This window comes from Blautia obeum ATCC 29174 (assembly GCF_025147765.1).
Lineage (GTDB): Bacteria > Bacillota > Clostridia > Lachnospirales > Lachnospiraceae > Blautia_A > Blautia_A obeum.
On the sequence record NZ_CP102265.1, the window covers coordinates 2,888,114 to 2,910,938 of the forward strand.

22 protein-coding genes and 1 pseudogene are annotated in these 22,825 nt (G+C 43.8%); all 23 read right to left on the reverse strand.

All coding sequences use genetic code 11. The features are described 5' to 3' along the window. Positions 1-11: 11 nt before the first annotated feature. Positions 12-968 (reverse strand): phospho-N-acetylmuramoyl-pentapeptide-transferase, encoded by a 957-nt coding sequence (gene mraY / locus NQ503_RS13970; RefSeq protein ID WP_044926214.1) that lies wholly within the window; start codon positions 966-968, stop codon positions 12-14. 32 nt (positions 969-1,000) lie between these two features. Next, positions 1,001-2,752: a peptidoglycan D,D-transpeptidase FtsI family protein gene (locus NQ503_RS13975; protein WP_259892663.1), complete on the reverse strand. Its 1,752-nt coding sequence runs from the start codon at positions 2,750-2,752 to the stop codon at positions 1,001-1,003. Positions 2,753-2,824: 72 nt separating this feature from the next. Continuing rightward, on the reverse strand, positions 2,825-4,975 hold the full coding sequence (locus NQ503_RS13980; protein ID WP_242650207.1) for a penicillin-binding transpeptidase domain-containing protein: 2,151 nt from the start codon (positions 4,973-4,975) through the stop codon (positions 2,825-2,827). Positions 4,976-5,072: 97 nt separating this feature from the next. Then, entirely contained in the window at positions 5,073-5,636 is a 564-nt protein-coding gene (locus NQ503_RS13985; protein ID WP_005427902.1) for a hypothetical protein, read from the reverse strand. A 33-nt stretch (positions 5,637-5,669) separates the two neighbouring features. Next, the gene (gene rsmH, locus NQ503_RS13990) at positions 5,670-6,611 is read right to left on the reverse strand and encodes a 16S rRNA (cytosine(1402)-N(4))-methyltransferase RsmH (protein WP_005427903.1); all 942 of its coding nucleotides are present in this window, start codon (positions 6,609-6,611) and stop codon (positions 5,670-5,672) included. Positions 6,612-6,647: 36 nt separating this feature from the next. After that, positions 6,648-7,079, reverse strand: coding sequence for a division/cell wall cluster transcriptional repressor MraZ (gene mraZ / locus NQ503_RS13995; protein ID WP_005427905.1), 432 nt, complete (start codon positions 7,077-7,079; stop codon positions 6,648-6,650). Between the two features lie 337 nt (positions 7,080-7,416). Continuing rightward, positions 7,417-8,646 (reverse strand): prolipoprotein diacylglyceryl transferase, encoded by a 1,230-nt coding sequence (gene lgt, locus NQ503_RS14000; RefSeq protein ID WP_005427907.1) that lies wholly within the window; start codon positions 8,644-8,646, stop codon positions 7,417-7,419. Between the two features lie 76 nt (positions 8,647-8,722). Further along, positions 8,723-9,820, reverse strand: coding sequence for a redox-regulated ATPase YchF (ychF, locus tag NQ503_RS14005; RefSeq protein ID WP_022389198.1), 1,098 nt, complete (start codon positions 9,818-9,820; stop codon positions 8,723-8,725). A gap of 338 nt (positions 9,821-10,158) precedes the next feature. Beyond that, complete coding sequence (locus NQ503_RS14010) at positions 10,159-10,989, reverse strand: Cof-type HAD-IIB family hydrolase (RefSeq protein ID WP_118197667.1); 831 nt, start codon at positions 10,987-10,989, stop codon at positions 10,159-10,161. 53 nt (positions 10,990-11,042) lie between these two features. Next, positions 11,043-11,972 (reverse strand): GTP-binding protein, encoded by a 930-nt coding sequence (locus NQ503_RS14015; RefSeq protein WP_055055315.1) that lies wholly within the window; start codon positions 11,970-11,972, stop codon positions 11,043-11,045. A 21-nt stretch (positions 11,973-11,993) separates the two neighbouring features. Then, positions 11,994-12,596 carry a GDSL-type esterase/lipase family protein gene (locus NQ503_RS14020; protein ID WP_005427922.1) on the reverse strand — a complete coding sequence of 201 codons (603 nt, stop codon included), beginning with the start codon at positions 12,594-12,596 and terminating at the stop codon, positions 11,994-11,996. Positions 12,597-12,647: 51 nt separating this feature from the next. Continuing rightward, on the reverse strand, positions 12,648-12,926 hold the full coding sequence (locus tag NQ503_RS14025) for a DUF1294 domain-containing protein (RefSeq protein ID WP_044926217.1): 279 nt from the start codon (positions 12,924-12,926) through the stop codon (positions 12,648-12,650). 65 nt (positions 12,927-12,991) lie between these two features. Then, positions 12,992-13,525, reverse strand: coding sequence for a M48 family metallopeptidase (locus NQ503_RS14030; protein ID WP_082246521.1), 534 nt, complete (start codon positions 13,523-13,525; stop codon positions 12,992-12,994). Further along, positions 13,522-14,139 carry a thiamine phosphate synthase gene (locus tag NQ503_RS14035; protein WP_005427929.1) on the reverse strand — a complete coding sequence of 206 codons (618 nt, stop codon included), beginning with the start codon at positions 14,137-14,139 and terminating at the stop codon, positions 13,522-13,524. The genes NQ503_RS14030 and NQ503_RS14035 overlap by 4 nt, the downstream gene beginning before the upstream one ends. Continuing rightward, positions 14,126-15,361 carry a 2-iminoacetate synthase ThiH gene (gene thiH, locus NQ503_RS14040; protein ID WP_005427932.1) on the reverse strand — a complete coding sequence of 412 codons (1,236 nt, stop codon included), beginning with the start codon at positions 15,359-15,361 and terminating at the stop codon, positions 14,126-14,128. Before thiH ends, NQ503_RS14035 begins: the two co-directional genes overlap by 14 nt. A 27-nt stretch (positions 15,362-15,388) precedes the next feature. Further along, positions 15,389-16,165 carry a thiazole synthase gene (locus tag NQ503_RS14045; RefSeq protein WP_044926294.1) on the reverse strand — a complete coding sequence of 259 codons (777 nt, stop codon included), beginning with the start codon at positions 16,163-16,165 and terminating at the stop codon, positions 15,389-15,391. A gap of 30 nt (positions 16,166-16,195) precedes the next feature. Then, positions 16,196-16,510, reverse strand: a pseudogene (gene thiS / locus NQ503_RS17785) (sulfur carrier protein ThiS); the annotation flags it as partial. Positions 16,511-16,599: 89 nt separating this feature from the next. Continuing rightward, positions 16,600-17,259 (reverse strand): thiamine diphosphokinase, encoded by a 660-nt coding sequence (locus NQ503_RS14055; protein WP_005427936.1) that lies wholly within the window; start codon positions 17,257-17,259, stop codon positions 16,600-16,602. Between the two features lie 8 nt (positions 17,260-17,267). Continuing rightward, the gene (rpe, locus tag NQ503_RS14060; protein ID WP_005427937.1) at positions 17,268-17,942 is read right to left on the reverse strand and encodes a ribulose-phosphate 3-epimerase; all 675 of its coding nucleotides are present in this window, start codon (positions 17,940-17,942) and stop codon (positions 17,268-17,270) included. Further along, the gene (gene rsgA, locus NQ503_RS14065; protein WP_005427939.1) at positions 17,943-18,821 is read right to left on the reverse strand and encodes a ribosome small subunit-dependent GTPase A; all 879 of its coding nucleotides are present in this window, start codon (positions 18,819-18,821) and stop codon (positions 17,943-17,945) included. Positions 18,822-18,824: 3 nt separating this feature from the next. Then, positions 18,825-21,041 carry a Stk1 family PASTA domain-containing Ser/Thr kinase gene (pknB, locus tag NQ503_RS14070; RefSeq protein ID WP_005427941.1) on the reverse strand — a complete coding sequence of 739 codons (2,217 nt, stop codon included), beginning with the start codon at positions 21,039-21,041 and terminating at the stop codon, positions 18,825-18,827. After that, a complete protein-coding gene (locus tag NQ503_RS14075) occupies positions 21,035-21,781 on the reverse strand; it encodes a Stp1/IreP family PP2C-type Ser/Thr phosphatase (protein WP_005427943.1) in 747 nt (248 codons plus the stop codon). Before NQ503_RS14075 ends, pknB begins: the two co-directional genes overlap by 7 nt. A gap of 1 nt (position 21,782) precedes the next feature. Further along, complete coding sequence (gene rlmN, locus NQ503_RS14080) at positions 21,783-22,823, reverse strand: dual-specificity RNA methyltransferase RlmN (protein WP_005427944.1); 1,041 nt, start codon at positions 22,821-22,823, stop codon at positions 21,783-21,785. Between the last annotated feature and the right edge of the window lie 2 nt (positions 22,824-22,825).

The window sequence follows — 22,825 nt, forward strand, 5'->3', positions numbered from 1 at the left end:
GTCCGGACATCTTATAACGCCAGAAGTGCGATCAGGCACATAACAGCAGTAATTACAGAAAATACTGCTACAACTCTCGTTTCTGACCATCCACACAGTTCAAAATGATGATGGATTGGCGCCATTTTAAAGATACGTTTGCCATGAGTAGCTTTAAAATAAGTTACCTGAATCATGACAGAAAGTACTTCTACCAGATAAATCAGACCGATCAGCAAAATAAACAGCGGCATCTGCATCATATATGCAGCACCTGCCACAAATCCGCCCAGTGCCAGAGAACCGGTATCTCCCATAAACACTTTTGCCGGATATACATTAAACAGAAGGAATCCCATCAGTCCACCGACAACGGCTCCTGTCACAGGTTCGATCCCGCTCTTTGTTCCAATGGAAACTACGGTAAAAAATACCGCTACGATCAAAGTCACGCTGGAAGCCAGTCCATCCAGGCCATCTGTAAAGTTCACACCGTTTACAGTACCGATCACAGCAAAAAACAGCACCGGAATCGCAAACCATCCAAGGTTCAGATAATGATCCGGCCAGAATGGGATACGCATTGCAAGATCAATATTTGTATAGTTCAGGATATAAAAAACAAAAATACCGGTCACAACGACCTGCAGTCCAAATTTCTGCCATGCCAGCAGTCCGTCTGAACGTTTCAGTACAACTTTCAGATAATCATCCAGAAAACCGATGATTCCAAATCCAAGTGTCAGAAACAGTACCGGAATAATTGCCGGATAGTCTTTTACATAGAACAGAGAAGTAACCACTGCAGCGATCAGAAAGATCACTCCACCCATTGTCGGAGTTCCTGCCTTTTTCAGATGCGACTGCACACCTTCCACTCGTTCTGTCTGTCCCATCTTGAGTTTTCTCAGAAACGGGATGATGACTGGTCCCAGGATCACACTGATCGCAAATGAGATCAGTACCGGGAATACAACTTGAATATTCATCCTCACACCTCTTATCATTCTTTCGTTTTTTATTACGTTTGATTATAAGGCTTTTCGTCTGATTTATCAACTCCCAGATACGGGAGTATATTTTCGAAGATACTTCTCACAACGGGAGCTGCGATCGTTCCTCCATAATAAATTCCCTGTGGATCATGGATAATACACAATGCAAGAACTTTCGGATCATTTGCCGGTGCGAATCCCAGAAACGAAGAAATATAGCGATTTGCACTTCTGGGAAGCGTCTGTGATGTTGCAGTCTTTCCGCCGATCCGATATCCCTCCACTGCTGCATTGCGCCCGGATCCCTCCTCAACTACCTGCTCCAGGATATACCGGACAGTTTCAGAGATCTTGCCATCCAGAATCTTTCTGCCATTGGAATATTCCAGCGCCTTTACTGTTTCTCCATCTGATGACTCAATCGCCACTCCAAAATGAGGAGTGATCTGCGTTCCACCATTGATCAGGGAACTCACAGTTGCCGCCAGACGAATCGGTGTGATCTGAAAAGACTGTCCAAACGATACCGTCGCAAGTTCCACTTCTCCCATATTTTCTTCCTGATGCATGATCGTTCCCGCCTCTCCCGGAAGATCGATCCCGGTCTTTTCCATCAGTCCAAACTGTCGAAAATACTGATAGTACTTATCCGCACCAAGCCGTAATCCCACCTCAATAAACACCGGATTGCAGGAATTTTCCGCACCTTTCACAAAATTCTGTGCTCCATGGCCTCTTCGGTTCGCACAGTGGATTCGCCGGTCCTCCACCAGCTTATATCCCGGGCAGTAAAAAGAATCGTTCAATGATACTACTCCTTCCGCAAGGCCGGCTGCCATCGTAATGATCTTAAAAGTCGATCCTGGTTCATATGTATCATTCAGACACGGATTTCTCCACATCTGATTCAGAAGATCCTGTTTTTTTTCTTCACTCATCCCTTCTGCATCCATGCCTGAATTCAGTTCAAAAGGCTCATTCAGATCAAATTCCGGAACATTTACACAGGCATAAATTTCTCCATTCTGCGGATTCATAAGGAGTATGGAAACCCTCTCGGCCTGTTTTTCTTCCATCACTTTCTGTGCCGCCTGCTGTACATATTTCTGTATATCTGCATCCAGACTTATTCTCAGTGTATAGCCTTTTTGTGGTTCTTCTCTGTTTTCACCGATTCCGTCCAGTTCAATCCCTCTCGCATCCGTTGTTGTCAGGATTTTTCCAGGTTTTCCCTTTAGAATATCATCATATTCCACTTCCAGTCCAATGATTCCCTGATTATCCCCGCCTGTAAACCCAAGCACCTTCGACGCGAGTGTCCCCATCGGATAGTAACGCCTGTAATCTTCATCTACTTTTATCCCCGCAAATCCTGCATTTCGAATTTCATCTCCTGTTTCTTTCTCCACATTTGTACGTATTCTTTCTATGGAAGAAATTTTTTCTACTTTTTTCCGTACAGTCTGCTCAGATATCCCCAGTTTTTCTGTCAAAAGAGCGATCACTTTTTCCGGCTCTTTTATCTGACTGTGAATTACAGAAATCGTACACACTGTTTTATTTGCAGCAAGTACTTTTCCCTTTGCGTCCACAATTTCACCACGTGCGGCCTTAATGTCTCTTTCCCGTTCATGAAGATCCTCCGCTTTTTCATAATAATAATCCGAACGAAAGCCCATAAGATAGATCAGTCTGCCAATCAGACACAAGATCATCAGCAGACACAAAAAGAAAACGATCCACACTTTCCTTTTATGAAATGTATAATTTTTTTTCATAAAAAAATCCTCTGGAAAACAGTCATAATAATATATGACTGTTCTCCAGAGGAGATGTGTACGACTCTTTATTTAGTCCAGCCCGGCCTCTTCGTTTGTGATGCCTTCGCTTTCCATATCGTTATTTTCTGTAGTGTCCGATTCATCCTCTTCCGGTGGTGCAGGAACATTGGTATCTGAAATCGCTTCCTTCAACGTAGTGTCTGAATCCGAAGAAGACGTAATCAGATATGTGGACATGATATACTGTCCGTTATCATCCAGCTTGTGTTCTCCGTTGTCATTTAAAAGATAGCCATTTTCATCAATACGGTTTCCTTCAAGATCCACGCGGTTTCCACTGCCATCCACCAGATTTCCCTTTTCATCCACACTACTTCCGGATACATCTACCAGGCGGCCTTTAAATCCTTCCCAGAGTTCCGTCTCAGGAACACTGCCGTCTTCAGATTCATCCGGAGTAACATTCAGATACGGAAGAAGTTCTGACAGAATTCCCTGTGCGATATACTGTGGATATTTACTGTCCGCCTGCTCATCTGCTTTCGGCTCATCAACAACCACGTAGAGAAGGATCTGCGGATCATCCACCGGTGCAAAAGTGATAAAAGAAACCAGGTATTTGCCGTTGCCTCGCGGAAACTTTTCGGCAGTACCGGTCTTACCACCGGAACTGTATCCCTGTACCTTTGAAGTACCACTGGTACCTTCCTGCACACTGGCCTGCATGTAAGAACGGATATCTGCTGATATCTCTGAAGAAACTGTCTGTTTCATAAGAATCGGATCAAATTTCTTTACAGTTGAACCACTGCTGTCTTTGATCTCACTTACCAGATGAGGCTGATAATAGGAGCCTCCATTGATAACAGAGCACATGGCGTTGATCTCCTGGATCATGGTACAGGTAAATCCCTGTCCGAACGCGGAACATGCAAGCTCTGTCTCGCCCATCGTATCTGCAGTATGAATCACACCAGAACCTTCATTTGGAAGGTCGATTCCGGTACGGCTTCCGAAGTTAAACAGCGTCTGTGCCTTGAGGTACTGTTCCGTTCCCATCTTGGCTGCAATCTGCATCATCGCATCGTTACAGGAGTTCGCGATAACATCCCGCAGTGCCTCTGTTCCGTGTGCATCCGGCCAAACCGCACATTTGATGTACGTATCGCCATTCGCACCAAAGGTCTGTCCACCATCACAGACAAATGTATCGTTCTCCGAAATTTTACCCTTTTCCAGTGCACCCGCCATAACGATCGGCTTCACAACAGATCCCGGCTCATACGTCTCTGTCACACAGAAATTGTTCCACATGGCATTCAGGGCTGTCACCGTATCCTCATCATTCATCGCTGCAATCTGATCCTCAGAATAAATACTCGAAAGATCACGCGGATCATTCAGATCATAGCGGTCCCCGCCATCCATGGCAACGATCTCACCGGTAGATGGCTTCATTGCGATCACACCGATATTTTTTGCTCCCATGGCTTCTTTAAATCCATTAACATATTTTTCAACAATCTGCTGTACACCCACATCCAAGGTTGTTACAATACTCTGTCCGTCTTTCGGATCGATGATAGTCTGTTCCACATCTGCATTGTCATTGATATATCCATACTGACGGCCATCCGTCCCCATCAACGTACTGTTATAGTAACTCTCCAGCCCTACGTCTGCCGTATCTCTGGAAAGTGTAAATCCAATCGCATCATTTGCAAGCTCATTAAACGGATAACTTCTCAGATAATCTTCTTCAAACCATACCCCTTTTATATTTGCCCGCTCTGCTTTCTGTGCATCTGACAGCTCGCTGTCTTCAGCCGGAGATTCATAATCTTCAAAAGCTTTTTTCTCATCCATGGAGAGCTGCTTCTTCAGGATCTGATACTGGCTGTTCTTCGTATCCTCGGCGGAAAGGATCGACCGAATCTTGTCTTCATCAAGTCCCAGCACGTCTGTCAGTGCTCTTACTGTCGGTTCTACATATTTTTCATCAGAGTTGACGGTCTTGCAGTCAAGGATCACAGAATACACTTTCTGACTTGTCGCCAGGATATTACCGTTACGGTCATAAATATCTCCTCTTTTCGCTGGAAGAGTACTGCTCTGATACTTCTGCTGTGCCTGTGTCAGAACCTGTTTTTTGTATTTTTTGCCACTGGTAGCATTAATATAAGTAATTCTGCCCAGTAAACCAACTAAAGCTAGCAACACTACAGCGAATAGTCCTACTAGCTTTCCTCTCATTTTGTGATTAATTTTTTTCTGAGGTCTTCTTCGATTCCTCGTATTGGTATTGCTCAATGATCTATCACCTCTTGGACTCAGGAACTTCCTGATACTGTCTTACATAACTGTTACTCGGCATAGTATAAGTCTTTTTCTGGTCATCTTTCGGATAATTCATTCCCAGACGCCCTATGGCAAGCTTCTTGATCGTATTCAGATCCACATCTGAAGTTACCTGACTCTCATATGCATTGTTGTCTTCTTTAATCTGTGACAGTTCTGTTTCCAGAGAAGCAACTGTTTTTATCTTACCTGTCAGCTCCGATTTCAGCTGAAGATAATTGACACAGCAAAAAAGTACGGCAACACTTACCACTGCAAGGAACACCACAAAACCGCGTCCCATGCTCTTTGCTTTTTCTCTGTTTCTCTGTGCTTCCCGACTGAGCTGTCTCGGTTGAGCTGCCGGTCTCTCCGGCATATTTTCACGAACTCGTCGCGCGGTCTGCACTCCAGGAGCCTGATACGGTCTCGCAGGAACTTCCTGCAGTCTTCGCACCGCATTCCCATCCACATACATTCCACGGGCATTTCTGGCATTTGTTCTGTTTTTTCTGGATGTGACTGCTCTGTTCGTCCTCTCCATCTACATCTCACAACTTTCTACTTCTATACTTAATTAAAGATATCTTCTTTCAAAGATTCTGAGTTTTGCACTCTTAGATCTCGGATTCTCTTCCATTTCTGTCTCACTTGGCAGAATCGGTTTTCTCGTGATCACTTTTCCTTTGGATTTCTTGCCACATACACATACTGGGAAATCCGGTGGACAGGTACATGGATTTTCATTTTTTCGGAAAATTGTTTTTACAATCCTGTCCTCAAGAGAATGAAAGGTAATAATACAGATTCTTCCGCCATCATCCAGAAGATCGATCATCCCATCCAGTGATTCTCTCAGAACATCAAGTTCCCGGTTCAGTTCAATTCGGATTGCCTGAAAAGTTCTCTTTGCAGGATGTCCTCCAGTTGCCTGGATTTTCATCGGAATCGACTGTCGTATGATCTCGGTCAGTTCTCCGGTTGTCTGAATCGGTGCTTTGGCTCTCGCAGCCACAATATGTTTTGCAATGTTTTTTGCAAATTTATCTTCACCGTAATCACGAATGATACGGTACAGTTCTCTTTCATCATAACCATTCACGATATCCGCAGCTGTGCGGCTCTGTCTCTGGTCCATTCTCATATCCAGCGGTGCATCCACACGATAGGTAAATCCACGCTCTTCATTGTCTAACTGATAAGACGAAACTCCCAGGTCCAGAACAATTCCATCAACTTTCTGAATTCCCAGGTTCTTCAGCTCATTCGCCATGTAACAATAATTGCTGCGAATAATCTGAACTCTGTCACCATAGGCGGACAACCGTTCACTCGCAGCAACTATTGCATCTTGGTCCTGATCTATGCCAATAAATCTCCCCTTGGCAGAAAGTCTGCGGCACACTTCCTGTGCGTGCCCTGCTCCTCCCAGAGTTCCATCCACATAAGTACCATCAGGTTTTACCCTTAAACCATCGATGGTTTCTTCCAGTAATACAGATTTGTGTTTAAATTCCATATCCGTCTCCTGTTGGATTTCTTTCCGGCGTAATGCTTAAATGATGATACCCATGTCCTGCATACCCTCTGCAATACTGTCCATATCATCATAATCACAATTCTCGCTCCACTTCTCTTTGCTCCATACCTCAATTCTGTTGAGGTTTCCGGTGAGCACAACGTCTTTTTCCAGACCAGCGAATTCCCGTAACGTCTGCGGTACAAGAATTCTCCCCTGCTTGTCCAGTTCACAGTTTGTCGCACCTGCTACAAAGAAACGTGTGAAGGTTCTGGCATTTTTGTTTGTAAGTGGTAAGGCTCTGAGTTTTTCTTCAAAGGCATTCCATTCATCCATAGGATAAATAGAGAGACAACCATCAAGTCCCTTTGTCAGAACAAACTCCTCTCCCAGGAGTTCTCTGAATTTGGAAGGGATGATCAGACGCCCCTTCGCGTCGATTGTATGATTGTATTCGCCCATGAACATATAAACTCACCTACTCTCGTGAGATACGATTCTCCCCTTCGTATCTGCCGGCGGAAATGGATAAATATGCCACATTCCCTCCATTCGCCACCACTATTCACCACTTTCTACCACTTATAAAATCATTCTAACCTATTTACCTTGAAAATACAAGTGGGAATCGTAGTTTTTTTCTGAACAATTTTATACATTTTAAGCGGAAAATTGCCATATTTTACGAGAGTATTACAGAAGATTTTCTAATTTTCAAAGTTGTTTAAAAAGCGAAGGGGTCCTCCCTTTGGAGAACCCCCTTTAACTCTGTCACATGTCTATTTTCATGTTACCCGTTTATTATTTATACATCTTCGCGATCATCCGGTCCAGCCTCTGGCTCAGCCTCAGCTGATTCGGCAGATCCCTCCGTTCCCTTATTCTCTGATTCAACAGTTTCTGCAGACGCCGGAGCTTCTGCCGCTTCCGCATCTTCGACAGACTCTGAAACTTCCGTTTCTGTCGTTTCAGCAGTTTCTGCGGATTTTGAATCTTCCGACTCATTTGATTCCGTATTTTCTTCAGCCACCATCTTTCCCGCTCTATCCAGTTCTTCAAGAATGTCTCTGAACTCATCCTGTACATTCTCAAAGTTATGAATGTCTTCCAGTCTGCTGCCATCATTTTTCTCTTCTGCGGCATTACGCTCCTCTCTCCTGCGTCTGCTGACCTTCTCTCTTTTCTTTGAAAGAATCCTTCGCACTGTCGCAACAATGCCACAGATCAGGAAAAGTGCAGCAGACACAAGCAGGGAAACCGGTATCTTTGTCTTCGGAATATACAGTTTATCCGTGCGAAGCCACTCGATCACACACTTGCCCAGCCCGTATCCTGCAAGATATCTGAGAAAGATCTCACCTTCAAATTTTTTTCTCCAGGTATAAAGCAGCAAAATCAGAAGCAGTAGCAGACACCAGATACTTTCATAGAAAAACAGTGGATGTACCTGAATGTAATCCATATCTCTGAAAGTTACCAGATGCTGTTTCATCAGCTTTGTCACTGCGCTCTTCTGTACGGAATCCATCGGAAGTCCCATTGCAAACAGACTGTCTGTGTACTCGCCAAAAGCCTCTCGGTTAAAAAAGTTTCCCCATACACCTATTATCTGTCCGCTGAGCAGTCCCATACATACAATATCTGCCATTTTCCAGAATGACGTTCTGCTGAGCCGGCAGAAGAGAGCTGCCACAAGCACGCCCCCCAGAATTGCTCCATAAATAGACATACCACCACTGCGTATATCACACAGGATCTTCCAGGATTTACCACTGAACTGACTCCATGAAAAAGCAATGTAATAAAGCCTGCCTCCGATCACTCCACCAATCAATGCCGAGATTGACGCTCCCAGGCAGAGATTCAGATTCAATTTCTGCCATCTGGCGCAGAGAAGAATCATCCCCAGCCCAATAAGCAGACTTACAGCCATCAGTATCCCGTATATTGTGATATCAAATCCAAGAACAGAAAAAGTTCTGTCCTCATATTCAAACAAAAACCCCAGATTCGGAAATCTTACTGTTATCTCCATAAAACCCCTTTATCATATACTTCGTATTATCGGATATGTTGTACAGAAACCGATATACCTTTAAGGCTATCGATTTTTATACATTGAATCTGAACAGGATCACATCTCCATCCTGTACGATGTATTCTTTACCTTCCATACGGACAAGTCCTTTTTCTCTTGCACCTGCATAAGAACCACAGTCCAGAAGATCCTGATAATTCACAACCTCTGCTTTGATAAATCCTCTTTCAAAGTCTGTATGAATCTTACCGGCTGCCTGTGGCGCCTTTGTTCCGATTTTGATCGTCCATGCACGAGTCTCATCTTCTCCTGATGTCAAAAAGCTCATCAAGCCCAGAAGTCTGTAGCTTGCCCTTACCAGTTTCTCAAGACCGGACTCTTTCAGCCCCAGATCTTCGAGGAACATTTTTTTCTCATCATCATCAAGTTCAGAAATTTCTTCCTCAATTTCTGCACAGATCACAAATACTTCGCTCTTCTGCTCTGCTGCATATTTACGTACCGCCTGTACATGAGCATTGGATTCTCCGTCATCTGCAAGATCGTCCTCACTTACATTGGCAGCATAAATGACCGGTTTCCAGGTAAGCAGATTATAGGTTCCCATCCATGCTTCTTCATCTTCATTTTCAAGTTCCATAGTGATTGCCATATTGCCGTCTTCCAGATGCTTCTTCACTCTCTGAAGGAAATCCAGTTCTTTTGCAGCCTCTTTGTCCATACGGGCTGTTTTGGTAACTTTGGCGATTCGACGTTCCAGGATCTCAATATCAGAAAAGATCAGTTCCAGATTGATCGTCTCAATGTCTCTGAGCGGATCAATGCTTCCGTCTACATGAATGACATTCGGATCTTCAAAACAACGTACAACATGTACGATCGCGTCTACCTCACGAATGTTTGCCAGGAACTGGTTTCCAAGTCCCTCACCTTTGGAAGCGCCCTTTACAAGTCCGGCGATATCAACGAATTCGATCACCGCCGGTGTTACTTTCTTTGAGTGATAAAAATCTCCCAGAAGTTTCAGCCTCTCATCCGGTACAGTAACAACCCCAACATTCGGATCAATGGTACAGAACGGATAATTGGCAGATTCTGCTCCGGCTTTTGTCAGTGAATTAAACAGTGTACTTTTTCCTACATTTGGCAGTCCTACAATTCCAAGTTTCATTTCTCTATAGTTCTCCATTTCGTTATTTTATTAGATTTCATACTTATTCAATCTTATCACACATGTGTAAAAAAGTCTATATCCCCATAAATCCGATATCCTGCTTACAGTTACCCCCGGGGGATCATTTCCGAATTGCAATGATATCTTCTACTTTGATTTCTCAGGCATCTTTCATTCAAGAATGCCTCTGCATTCTTGCTGCGAGATGCGCGTCATGCAATGCATGACATACTTCTTCTGCGCATCTCTGCAATCCTGCCGGAGGCTATATCAGATGGGGGATTGACTCCCACCACTGATACTGATTTGTTGCTCGCCACCTACAGAGGTGGGAGTCATCTCACATCTGATATAAATTTATGAATGATCTCCGCCACTCCGTCATGGTTATTATCGTGTTCCGTCACATAGTTTCCATATTCCGCAATTCCCGGAAAAGCATTGCACATGACAGCTCCCACATGGGCCGCTTTAAGCATTTCCACATCGTTCTGTGCATCTCCGGCGGCTACAGAATTCTCAATCGGGATTCCCAGATAATCGCAGAACCATCGAACCGCAAATCCCTTGGATATTCCCTCTGGTACGATTTCCTGATAACAGTCATTAGAGAAAAAGCTGTGTACTTCTCCTGCATACTGCGAGATCACTTCTTTTTGAAAACAAATATTTTTCTCTTTTTGTTCTGCCGGTGTGATCGCGATCAGTTTATACGGATCCTCCGGCACAACATCTGCCGCACATTCTACAACCTTGTAGGGCAGCTGATTGATCTTTGCATATCTGTGAAGTTCTTCCGTATCCCTGGCAGAAAGAATATGTGTATCTGAGTAACTCTGAATATGCAGATCACGCTTCATAGCTTCCCCGATGATCTTTGCCGCAGTTTCCTTTGAGAAGGTTTTACCGTAAACGGTCTTTTCATGATATGGATCATAGATCTGTCCTCCGTTAAAGCAGATCACATAGCAGCCTTCTTTATCCAGTCCGGCTTTTGCCGCACAGACACGCGCACTCGCCAGAGGACGCCCTGTGCAGACTACGATCTTATGTCCACATGCCAGAGCTTCATCAATTGCCACCTGGTTTCCCGATGTCACTTCCTTATGATCATTCAGTAAAGTTCCATCCAGATCCGTAAATAGTATTCTTGTTTCAACAGACATTTTGTATTGTTCCTCCATTACTTCCTCTATGCTGTATTCTTTAACACAGCAGATCATTCCAAATAATATCTAATTTTCTCCTCGTTTAATTTTTCACCGATGATGATCAGCACATCCTGTCCTGCACCGATCGGTTTTAAGCTTATCTCGTGCTGCGTTGCATTCAGTTCCAGCCAGTTTTTTCCATCCTGCAAAAATCCTTTAACACGCAAAACTCCACCGCAGGCAGGATCTGCAAAGATTTTTTTGGCTGCATGTTTTGCTTTTGATACAGCAATCTTCTCATCCATAAAAAATAATGTCTGAAAAATTTCGTCCTGATCTACATACAGTTTCTCATAATCCTCGACCAAATAACCGGACTCCAGGATTTTTTTGAATTCTTTTTCTGTGAAGTCTTCCCAGTCCTTACAGATCACTTCGTCTTTCAAAACTCTCGAACAGTGAATCTCCTGCAATGCACGGTTCAGATGTGCAACTGTCTGTCGAATTTCTTCTTCAGATGCATCCTGTGTTTTGCTTAAGAGTACACATCCTGCGTTGGCAACTTCCGAAGCCAGCACGTAATCCGCTTCCTTTGAAAGTGTTTTTTCCAGACTCGCATCCACAACTGTGATCACATTCCCAATCTGGTACCAGCGGTCCAGTGGTTCTTCATGAAGTGCATCAAAGAAATCATCTACATCGAAGATTCCGGACGGTTCGATCAGAACTCTGTCGTAACCACACATTCCCATTGCGATCAGTTTTGTTTTGAAACGTCTTCTGTAACAGTCTTTATCGCAGCCACCGGCTACCATTTCCAGCTCACAGTTCTCACCTTCCAGCTCACGAAGAAGCATCATATCCACATTGATGGCTCCGAAATCATTTTCAAGGATGCCGATGTTCTGTCCCTGCTCCATCAGATAACGGGCATATTTTTTTATAAATGTGGTCTTACCAGAGCCAAGAAAGCCCGTGATCAAATCTACCTTTACCATTGTCTTTTTTCCTTATCATTCTTAAATATTTAATTCTTTTCGAATGTTTTCTGCAAAAATACGGTGTCCTTCTTTCGTAAAATGAACTCCATCGTAAATTGTCGGGATTTCCCATCCACTGGCATCTGTAAAAGCAATCCCAAGGCGCTTTGCAATCCTTTTATATTCTTTTCCCAGATTGCGGGATTCCGTCAGAAGTTCCGGACGGTCCACCCACTGTCCTTCCTGCATTGCCGGCGGTGCGATCAGACGAAGGCGCATCTTTCTGCTTGCAAGTCCTGCTTCTTCCATCATTCGTTTCAGAAAGCGTTCCATCCTCTTTGCCACATCCGCTGCTGTAAAATCCGGATTTTCCAGAAGATCATTTGTTCCAAGCATTACCAGAAGCCATACCGAATTCGGCTTTCGATGCCAGTCTCGAACCTGCTGACAGGCAAATTTTACAGTGCTGACCGTATGTGGTATGCTTCGTCCATTTACACCATGATTTTCGACTTTCCAGTCTGTCTCTGTATCCAGTATTCCTGTCCATCGGACCTCTTTGGTATATCTTCCTTCATTTGTATCATGCGGATCATATCCATATGTATTGGAATCTCCATAACAGATCAATGTTCCTGGCATGTTTTTATCCTCTTTTCTTGCATATTTTCACTATTGTTCTCTACAGTCTGCTCAAAAATGTCCACCTGTATACCATATCCAGGCGGCCAGCCCAAATTCTATGAGCAGAATCAGCGGAATACCTATATAAAATTTCGGTTTTCTTGTTTTGTGATGAAAAATACTCATCCCAAGTAAAGCTCCGATGCTTCCGCCTATAACTGCAGCCCCCATCAGAACTTTCTCCGGGATCCTCCAGGCATGACGCCGTGCTCTGCTCTTATCTTCTCCGTACAACAGAAAAGTAATGAAATTGACTGCCAGTAAATATATGACCATATTTTTCATCATGTTCCGCCTCCTTGCCTTAATATTATACATTACTTTTGCATGAATGGCAAAAAAACAGCCGGGTTTTATCCCAGCTGTTTTCCCATTTTTTTCAATTTTTCCCTTCTTTCGCGGTAATCCGGCAGTTCTTTTTCCACAACTGCCCAGAAACGCGGCGAATGATTCATTTCTTTACGATGTGCCAGTTCGTGGACAACCACATAATCAAGAAGTTCCGATGGCATCAGTACCAGCTTCCAGTTGAAGTTGAGATTTCCCGCAGAACTGCAGCTTCCCCAACGGGTTTTCTGTTCCCGGATCGTGATTCTGTTATAGGTAACTCCCATCCTTTCTGCAAAATATGCGGTACGTTCAGGAAAGATCCTTTTTGCCTGCAAAATTCCTTCCTGACGCTCTTCGTCTGTGATCACATGCATATTCTCACGATATTTCTCCAGTTTCTCCTGCTGTGCAAATATCCACGTTTCATGATCTTTTACAAATTTCGCAATCCTGTATTTCGCCAGCCGGACCGGTGCCCGTACGATAACACTTCCGTCTGGTTTTACCTGAATCGTCAATGTCTTTCTGTTGGAACGTATCAGTTCATATTCTATCAAATTTTCATCATCTCCGACATGATGCAGCCGCCGGATGCCCCACAGTCCATTACTTCCTGTATCTGTCCGGTTCCTGCATGAATTCCTCCTATAGCATACACCGGAATTGTTACCTTTGTACAGACTTCTTTCAGAAATTCAAGTCCACGTGGTGGAAGCCCTTTCTTGCAGTCTGTCACATAAACATGGCCCGCCGTCACATAGGCTGCGCCAGCTTTCTGTGCCCTGATCGCTTCCTCCGGAGAATGGATTGAAGAACCGACCATTCGAAAATCATTGAGTTTTCCACAATATTCTTCCAGTAAAAAAAGAGGCAGATGAATATATGGATGATGCAGTCGCCGCGCCACTTCTACAAAGCTATGGAGCATACATGGTGTGTCATATCTGCCACAGATCTCAAGAACCTGTCCCGCCATTACCTCATATGCGGACTCTGAAAGATCTTTTTCCCGCAGGATCAATGCTTTGGGATGCATCTGGCAGATTCTCTCCACCTGTTCAAGAAAAGGTTTTTCACAGAGTTTTCGGTTCGTTACTGCTATTATATTTCTATATTCTGCAGCACCAGCGTTTTCATTTCCGGTGCCATTTTTTTCTTTACAGATAGACATAATCGTTCATGACCGGCTGAAGATCATGATTCAAAAGGGCCTGATATACTTCATCCACAGATCTTCCGTCTGAAATTTCAAACTGGTCATCTCCCTTGTCTTCGATATCCTCTACATGGCTTCCAATACCTGTACTAACCCCGGCGGAAATTTTGGTTGCCGCAATATTAACCAGATTGTCACGAACTCTTTCGCACTCTCTGGTGGAAACCGTAATACTGGCAAATGGCATAAACAGCCGATATGCACAGACTACCTGCAGAAGCTGAGGTTCATGCACATCCATCGGATTGATCCGGTCATTATTAATGATCGGACGCAGTCTCGGGCAGGAAAATGCAATCTCAGCATGTGGATATTTTCTCTGAAGAAGCCAGGCATGATAACCGGTAGCAAAGGCATCTTTACGGAAATCATCCAGTCCCAGAAGTGCAGCAAAACCAACACCGCGCATGCCACCTTTCAATGCACGTTCCTGTGCATTCAGGCGATATGGAAAAATTCGTTTATGTCCGGCCAGATGAAGTGTTTCATACTTATCTGAATTGTAAGTTTCCTGGAAAACAGTCACATAATCGGCTCCACATTCATGCAGATAATGATATTCATCCGAATTCATCGGATAAACTTCCAGCCCGATCACTTTGAAATATTTTCTTGCGATCTTACACGCCTCACCAATATATTTCACATCGGACTTTATACGGCTCTCTCCGGTAAGAATCAGAATTTCCTGGAGACCGGTCTTTGCGATTGCTGCCATCTCTTTGTCAATTTCCTCTGCATTCAGCTGTGCACGGCGAATTTTATTGTGGCAGTTAAAACCGCAGTAGATGCAGTAATTTTCACAGTAGTTTGCGATATAGATTGGTGTAAACATATATACACTGTTTCCAAAATGTTTTCTTGTCTCCACTCTCGCCGCTTGCGCGATCTCTTCCAGAAGTGGAAGTGCCGCAGGAGAAAGAAGTGCCTGGAAGTCCTCAACCGTCCGATTGTCATGTTCCAGTGCTCTGCGGACATCCTTTTCTGTATACTTATCATAATCATAGGCATTCATCGCTGTGATGACCTGTTCCATAACATCGGACTCTTCCATTGTCTCCATTCCCGGAAGATATTTCATATGATCGATACGGTTTTTTTTCATATCTTCCAGAATTACTTCATTGACGATACTTTCATTAAAATGTTCGCCATGTTCTGTTGTATTTGATGACATTTTGTCTTCTCCTTTATCTGATAGTCTTTAGTCGTGCAGAAATCCCGTCAGCGGTGAAGAAGCACTGGCGCCCTTATCCAAAGTCCGTCCAAGTCCGGATAAATAAGCACTTCTGCCTGCTTCAATTGCTTTTTTAAATGCTTCTGCCATCACCTGTACATCACCTGCAGTTGCGATTGCAGTGTTTGCCATAACAGCGGCAGCTCCCATTTCCATTGCCTCACATGCCTGGGATGGTCTTCCAATTCCGGCATCTACAATGATCGGAAGATCAATCTCATCAATCAGAATCTGGATAAATTCTTTTGTGCAGATTCCTTTATTGGAACCAATCGGAGATCCAAGAGGCATCACACATGCTGCACCAGCATTGACCAGGTCTCTTGCTGCATTCAGATCCGGATACATATACGGCATAACTACAAACCCTTCTTTTGCAAGAATCTCTGTTGCCTTGATCGTTTCATAGTTGTCCGGAAGAAGATATTTGGAATCATGGATAACTTCAATCTTGACAAAATCACCACATCCAAGCTCTCTGGAAAGTCTCGCGATACGCACAGCCTCCTCCGCATTTCTCGCTCCAGAGGTATTTGGAAGAAGCGTAATGTTCTTTGGAATATAATCCAGAATATTCGCAAGGCCCCCCTGATTTGCACGACGAAGGGCAAGCGTAATGATCTGTGTTCCTGCTTTTTCAATACATGCTTTTACAAGATCCAGTGAAAATTTACCGGATCCAAGAATAAAACGGGATGTAAATTCATGTCCTCCAAGAATCAGTTTATCTTCTGTTCTGTCCATTTCTTCATTCTTGCCGCTTCCGCCGCCCATAAAACTAACGATTTCCATAACGTCTCCTTCTTTCAAAATTGTGCTTCCATAAAGTTCTCTTGCCAGGATCTGGTCATTTAATTCAATGGCAACCTGTACTGGTACATACTGGTTCTTCTCCAGATATTCTGTAACAGATAACGGCTGCTCCAGAGTTCTTTTTACTCCATTTACTGTGATCATATGTTGTCCTCCTGTGTGAAACCAACGTGTAATAGGAAAATTACGGAGTAATTTTCTATTACACAAAAAAAGAGTCCACAAAGAAATACACCCGCGGTGGTGCACCCCTTCATGAACTCTGTTCACTCTCATTGGTTTTCTTATAAAATTATCTTTTAAAGTATACCTCTGTCATTTTCATCTGTCAAGCGTATTCCCCTCGCTGTTTTTCAGTTTTTCAGTCAATCTCTTGTCATCAGCATCAGTAAGGATCCTGCGTCAAACTCTACACATGCCTCATCATCTGCAATTTCATTACTGACTGTAAGTCCACTGTCTGAAACTTTCAGATGATATTTATTCAGTGGATATTTGAACCCTCTCAGGGTCAGACCTGTCAGGTCTCCCTCCAGCGAAAAGAAAGAAACATATTTGCCAAACTGTTCCTCTTTCTTAAGAACTGTATGGCTTTCGATCAATTTCATATAATTCCACTGATCGACCAGTATGATATCCGCACCTCGGTTCCTTCCATGTACCAGCAGTCCGAAATTAGCCATAAGGTGATCGATCCGTTTTCCGGTCGCACCCAGAATCGTAATCCGCTCTGCACCATGGTCAATCGCAAAATTCACGGCAGACTGTGTATCCGAATCATCTTTTTCCGGCTTCAGACGCACAATCTCTGTCTCCATCAGTCCCTGCAGATACAATTCCCCCTCAGCCGAAAGGCTGTCAAAATCTCCTACTGCTACCTCCGGTTGCCAATCTGTTCCTTTAAAAAATTCAACACCTCTGTCTGCTGCGATCAGATCTACTTTTTCTGTTTTGTTTTTCTTCAAAAAATCGAGGGCAAAATCTCTCTGGATATTGCCCCCGCTTACGATGATCACATCTTTCATGCTCTTCCTCAATCAATCTCTGATTTAATCTTGTCCATCTTTTTCTGTATACTGTAAACATTTGTTTCCAGATCACCATTAAATACATAAGAACCTGCAACCAGAAGATTCGCACCGGCTTTCATCACAGTTTCCATCGTTTCATCGTTGATTCCGCCATCCACCTGTATATCTACATCCAGTTCTTCTCTGTCGATCAGTTCCTTCAGTTCCTCAATCTTCTCTGTACATTCCGGAAGATATTTCTGACCACCAAACCCTGGCTGTACAGTCATAATAAGAACCATGTCCACATCTTCCAGAAGATGGCTGATATCATTCACCGGAGTTGCAGGTTTAATAGAAACTCCGACTTTGACACCGGCATCTCTGATCAGTTCAATTGCTCTCTCCAGATCCTCACATGCTTCTGCATGTACCGTAATGGAATCTGCACCACAGTCCACAAAATCCTGAATATAACGCTCCGGTGCCGATACCATCAGATGTACGTCAAAAAACATTTTGGATTCTTTGCGGATAGAACGGATCACCGGCATTCCAAACGAAATACTCGGCACAAAATCTCCATCCATAACATCAATGTGAAGCCATTCAACTCCTGCTTTTTCCAAAGTCTGAATCTGTTCGCCCAAGCGGTTAAAGTCCGCCGACAAAATTGAGGGGCACAATCGATATTCCATTTAATATCTCCTTTTCTCTTTCAATTCTTCATATAAACTTAGATAATCTTCATATCGGAGTCTGCTGATCTCACCATTCTCCAAAGCTTCTTTTACTCTGCATCCCGGTTCATGGATGTGTCTGCATCCCTGAAATCTGCATGTATCCTCATATTTTCGAAATTCTGGAAAATAATTTTTCAGATCCTGCTCTTCCATATTCATCAGATATAAAGACGAGAATCCTGGTGTATCCATCAGAAACGTATCTTCTCCAACCGGAATCACCTGTGAATGTCTGGTCGTATGCCGGCCTCTCTTCAGCTTACGGCTGATCTCGCCGGTCTCCATCTGTACTTCTCCCTGCAAAAGATTCGTCAGGGAAGACTTACCGACTCCGGAAGGTCCTGCAACAACTGTTGTCTTTCCCTTCAGGATCCTGTGTATCTCATCCAGTCCCTCTTTTTCAAGTGCACTGGAAAGGATCACCTGATAACCGCAGTTTCTGTAAATTTCACATAATGTCCGGGTTTCTTCTTCCGATGCAAGATCTTTTTTATTAAAGCAGATCACTGCCGGAACCTCTGCCTGTTCCATCATGATCAGGAAGCGGTCCAGCAGCATAAAATTGGGTTTGGGATTTTCAAGTGCAAAGATCACAAACGCCTGGTCAACATTTGCAACTGCCGGACGAATCAATGAATTCTTGCGTGGAAGGATTCGGATCAGATTGCCCGTTTGTTCCTGCTGGTCAAGTATTGTGATTTCCACATTATCACCTACCAGCGGTTTCTGATTATCTTTGCGGAAGATTCCCTTGGCTTTACATTCATAGAGCACTTCATCTTCTCCGTATACATAATAAAATCCCGCTATTCCTTTGATGATCTTACCCTGCATGTATTACTCTGCTTTCTTGAAAGTAAGTGGATACTGTCCCAGCTGCTGGATCGTACCATCCACTACTTCTGACACATATAATGTACCTTCGCTGACTCCCGGAGCTCCGGTAACATCCAGTGTATATGGGAATGTTATCTGTTTGCAGTCCACAATGATCGAAGACTGTGTTTCTCCGTTCACATCCTGAAGAAGTTCCAGTCGAACCTGTCCTCCCTGATATCCGGTCGGTGTATTCAGTGTCTGTGTACATTTCCATACTTCACCATTTGCAGCTGCTGCACTCTGCTGTGTGCTATCTGTGCTCTGTGCTGATGCAGTATTATCTGTTGCTGATGTGTCTTCTGTATCAGAAGATGGAGCTTCATTTCCGCTGCTAACTACAATTTCAATCGGCTGATCCGGATCTGCATATTCATCTGCTGCCGGATCCTGAGAAATAACTTCCCCAGATGCCACATCGCTGCTCTGCTGCTCTGTCACCTTAATGTCAGTCCATTTTCCAAGTGTTGTGATTGCATCATTCTTTGTCATACCGACAACGCTTGGCACTGAAACACTATCGCCATAATCCAGACCACGGCTGACAACCAGTGTAACCTCGTCACCTGCAGAAACGCTGCTTCCAGCTGTCGGTGTGACAGAATCCACATAACCTGGATTTACCATTGGATAGCCTGTTCCATCATCTTCACTGTACTCTTTCTGTACCGTTACATTCAGTCCAAGATCTTCCAGTGTCTGCTGTGCATCTATACCGGTTTCACCGGAAAGATCAGGCATAACAACTTCCTGCTGACCTTTACTGAGATAATATTTCAGAGTTGTATACTGCTCTACTTTTGTTCCAGCCGGAATATCCTGTGAAGAAATTCTGCCTTTTTCCTGAGTAGAATTTTCTTCTCCCATCATCTGTTTGCCCAGCTTTTCTTCTTCAAGCAGAGCTGCTGCTTCATCTTCTGTCTTGCCTACCAGATTCGGTACTGTAACCATTCCATCTTCATCTGTACCTGTTGTATCTGTATTCTGTTCCTGCTGGTTATCTGTCTGTGTTTCACCACCGATGATACCTGCCGCCTTGCCGATAAAGAAAATTGCGATTACAAGGATCACTGCACCTGCAACGAGAGACAGGATTGTCAGTGCACTGTTCGGTGCTTTATGTTTCTTTTTATTTCTGGATTTCTTTTCTTCACGTCGTCTGCGGCGATATTCGTCCTCGTAATCATCATCGTCGTCATAATCTTCATCCAGTACTTCATCTTCCAGTTCAGCTACATCCTGCTTACGCTGGGAAGTACGGTTTTTCGGTGTATGCTTGATCTCGCCAAGTTCTTCATCAGAGATCACAACTGTTTTCGCTTCGTTGTCAACAGAAGATAATTTCACAAAATTCCCCTGCGGATCGATCAGAGAATGTTTCAGGTCGGCAATTACATCCTCCATCTTTTCGTATCGACGATTTACACTCTTCTGTGTACATTTCAGGATGATCTGCTCCAGACTGTACGGAAGTTCTTCTGTATATACACTCGGAGGTACCATTTCTTCCTGCAGATGTTTGATTGCGATCGCAACAGTTGTATCTCCGTCAAACGGTACACGTCCCGTTACCATCTCATACAATGTAATACCCAGTGAATAGATATCACTCTTTTCATCACTGTAACCGCCGCGGACCTGTTCCGGAGAACTGTAATGTACAGAACCCATCACATTGGAACTGATAGTATTTGAAGAAGCAGCTCTTGCGATACCAAAATCTGTTACTTTTACTTTACCGTCTGTTGAAATAATAATATTCTGCGGCTTTACATCTCGGTGAACGATTCCGTGATTATGCGCTGCCTCCAGCCCCATAGATACCTGAATCGCAATACTTGTTGCTTCTTTGATCGAAAGTTTACCCTTTTTGGCAATATACTCTTTCAGTGTAATGCCCTCGATCAGCTCCATAACGATGTAATATACACCTTCATCATCACCCACATCAAAAACATTGACAATATTCGGATGTGTCAGTCCTGCTGCCGCCTGGGCCTCACTGCGGAACTTGCGGATAAAAGTTGTATCCTCTCTGAATTCCGGCTTCAATACTTTTACTGCCACAAAGCGGTTCAGCTTGTGATCCTTTGCCTTATATACATCGGCCATTCCGCCGGTGCCTATTTTACCTAAGATTTCATAGCGTTCTGCTATGATCATTCCCGTCTTTAACATTTTTCCACCTCATTTGTGAATGGTTCTACCAGTATGACTGCTATGTTGTCCTTACCACCGTTCTGGTTTGCTTCTTTCAGAAGTTTCTCGCCCTTCTTCGGCAGTTCCTCTGTCTGGTCCAGTATGATTTCCTCTAATTTACTGTCCTCTACCATATTGCTCAGACCATCGGAACACATAAGAATCGTACTGTCCGGTTCCAATTTCAGGTCAAAAAAGTCAATATCTACGGTTCTCTCTGCACCAAGCGCCCTGGTAATGATATTTTTATCCGGATGATTTCTTGCCTCCTCCGGTTTGATCTCACCCATACGGACCATTTCCTGTACCAGTGAATGATCTTTTGTCACCTGATGAATTTCTCCCTGGATCACGTATAAACGACTGTCTCCTACATTCGCCACATATGCATAGTGACCGACAACTGTGCAGACCACGATCGTTGTTCCCATTCCCCTCAGATGTTCTTCTCTGCGGGAGCGTTCCAGAATCTCCGTATTTGCAGTCTCAATGGCATGACGAATCACCTTGATAGGGTTGAAATCCGCATCTCTCCGAATCTCGTCCACCAAAGTCTGAACTGCATGCGAAGATGCATAATCTCCGGCATTGTGTCCACCCATACCATCAGCAACGACAAACAGATTCGGAAGATTTCCAACCGGGTTTTCGGAAACAAACACATAGTCCTGGTTCATCTTCCTCTTCTGCCCTACATCCGTAGCTGAATATACCCTCATGTCACTTCTCACTTTCTGTTTTTTCCATATATCTTTTTCTTAACTGACCACAGGCACCGTCAATATCGCTGCCCATTTCCCTTCTAATAGTACCATTTATTCCACATTTTTCAAGATTAATTTTGAAATTCTCCACTGCCTCACGTGTGGAACGCACAAAGGAACGCTCTCTTACCGGATTGACCGGAATCAGATTCACATGACAGTTAAGCCCTTTCAGACGGCCTGCAAGTTCCTGCGCATTTTCTTTACTGTCATTCACTCCTGCCACCAGACTGTATTCAAAGGTGATTCTGCGCCCTGTCTTGTCAAAATAATTGCGGCAGGCTGCCAGTAATTCATCAATAGAATATTTATTGGCGATCGGCATTAACTCCCGCCGCTTTTCATCATTCGGTGCATGAAGAGACACAGCCAGTGTCATCTGAAGTTTTTCTTCTGCCAGTTCATAAATTTTCGGAACCAGGCCACAGGTAGAAACAGTAAGATTTCGCTGGCTGATATGGATTCCTCCGTCTTCCGTAAGAATATGAATAAAACGCAGCAGATTGTCATAATTATCCAGTGGCTCACCGGTCCCCATTACCACTACATTGGAGATACGTTCTCCGATAGATGTCTGAATGCGGTAAATCTGATCCAGCATCTCTGACGGAAGAAGGTTTCTGGTCAGGCCGCCAATCGTAGATGCACAGAAACGACATCCCATACGGCATCCCGCCTGAGATGAAATACAGACGGAATTTCCATATTTATAACGCATGAGAACACTTTCGATCATATTTCCGTCAGAGAGACGAAACAGATATTTTCTGGTTCCATCCACCTTTGAGATCTGAACATCCAGAGTTTCCAGTGCCGTGATCGGATAATCAGCCAGTTTCTGTTTCAGATTCTTCGGGAGATTTGCCATCTCATCATAAGAAGTTACCAGATGTTCATGCAGCCAACTGTAGATCTGCTTTGCACGAAAAGGCTTTTCTCCAATCTGCGTCATGAGTTCTTTTAACTCATCTATCGTCATTGATTTGATATCTGTCATAA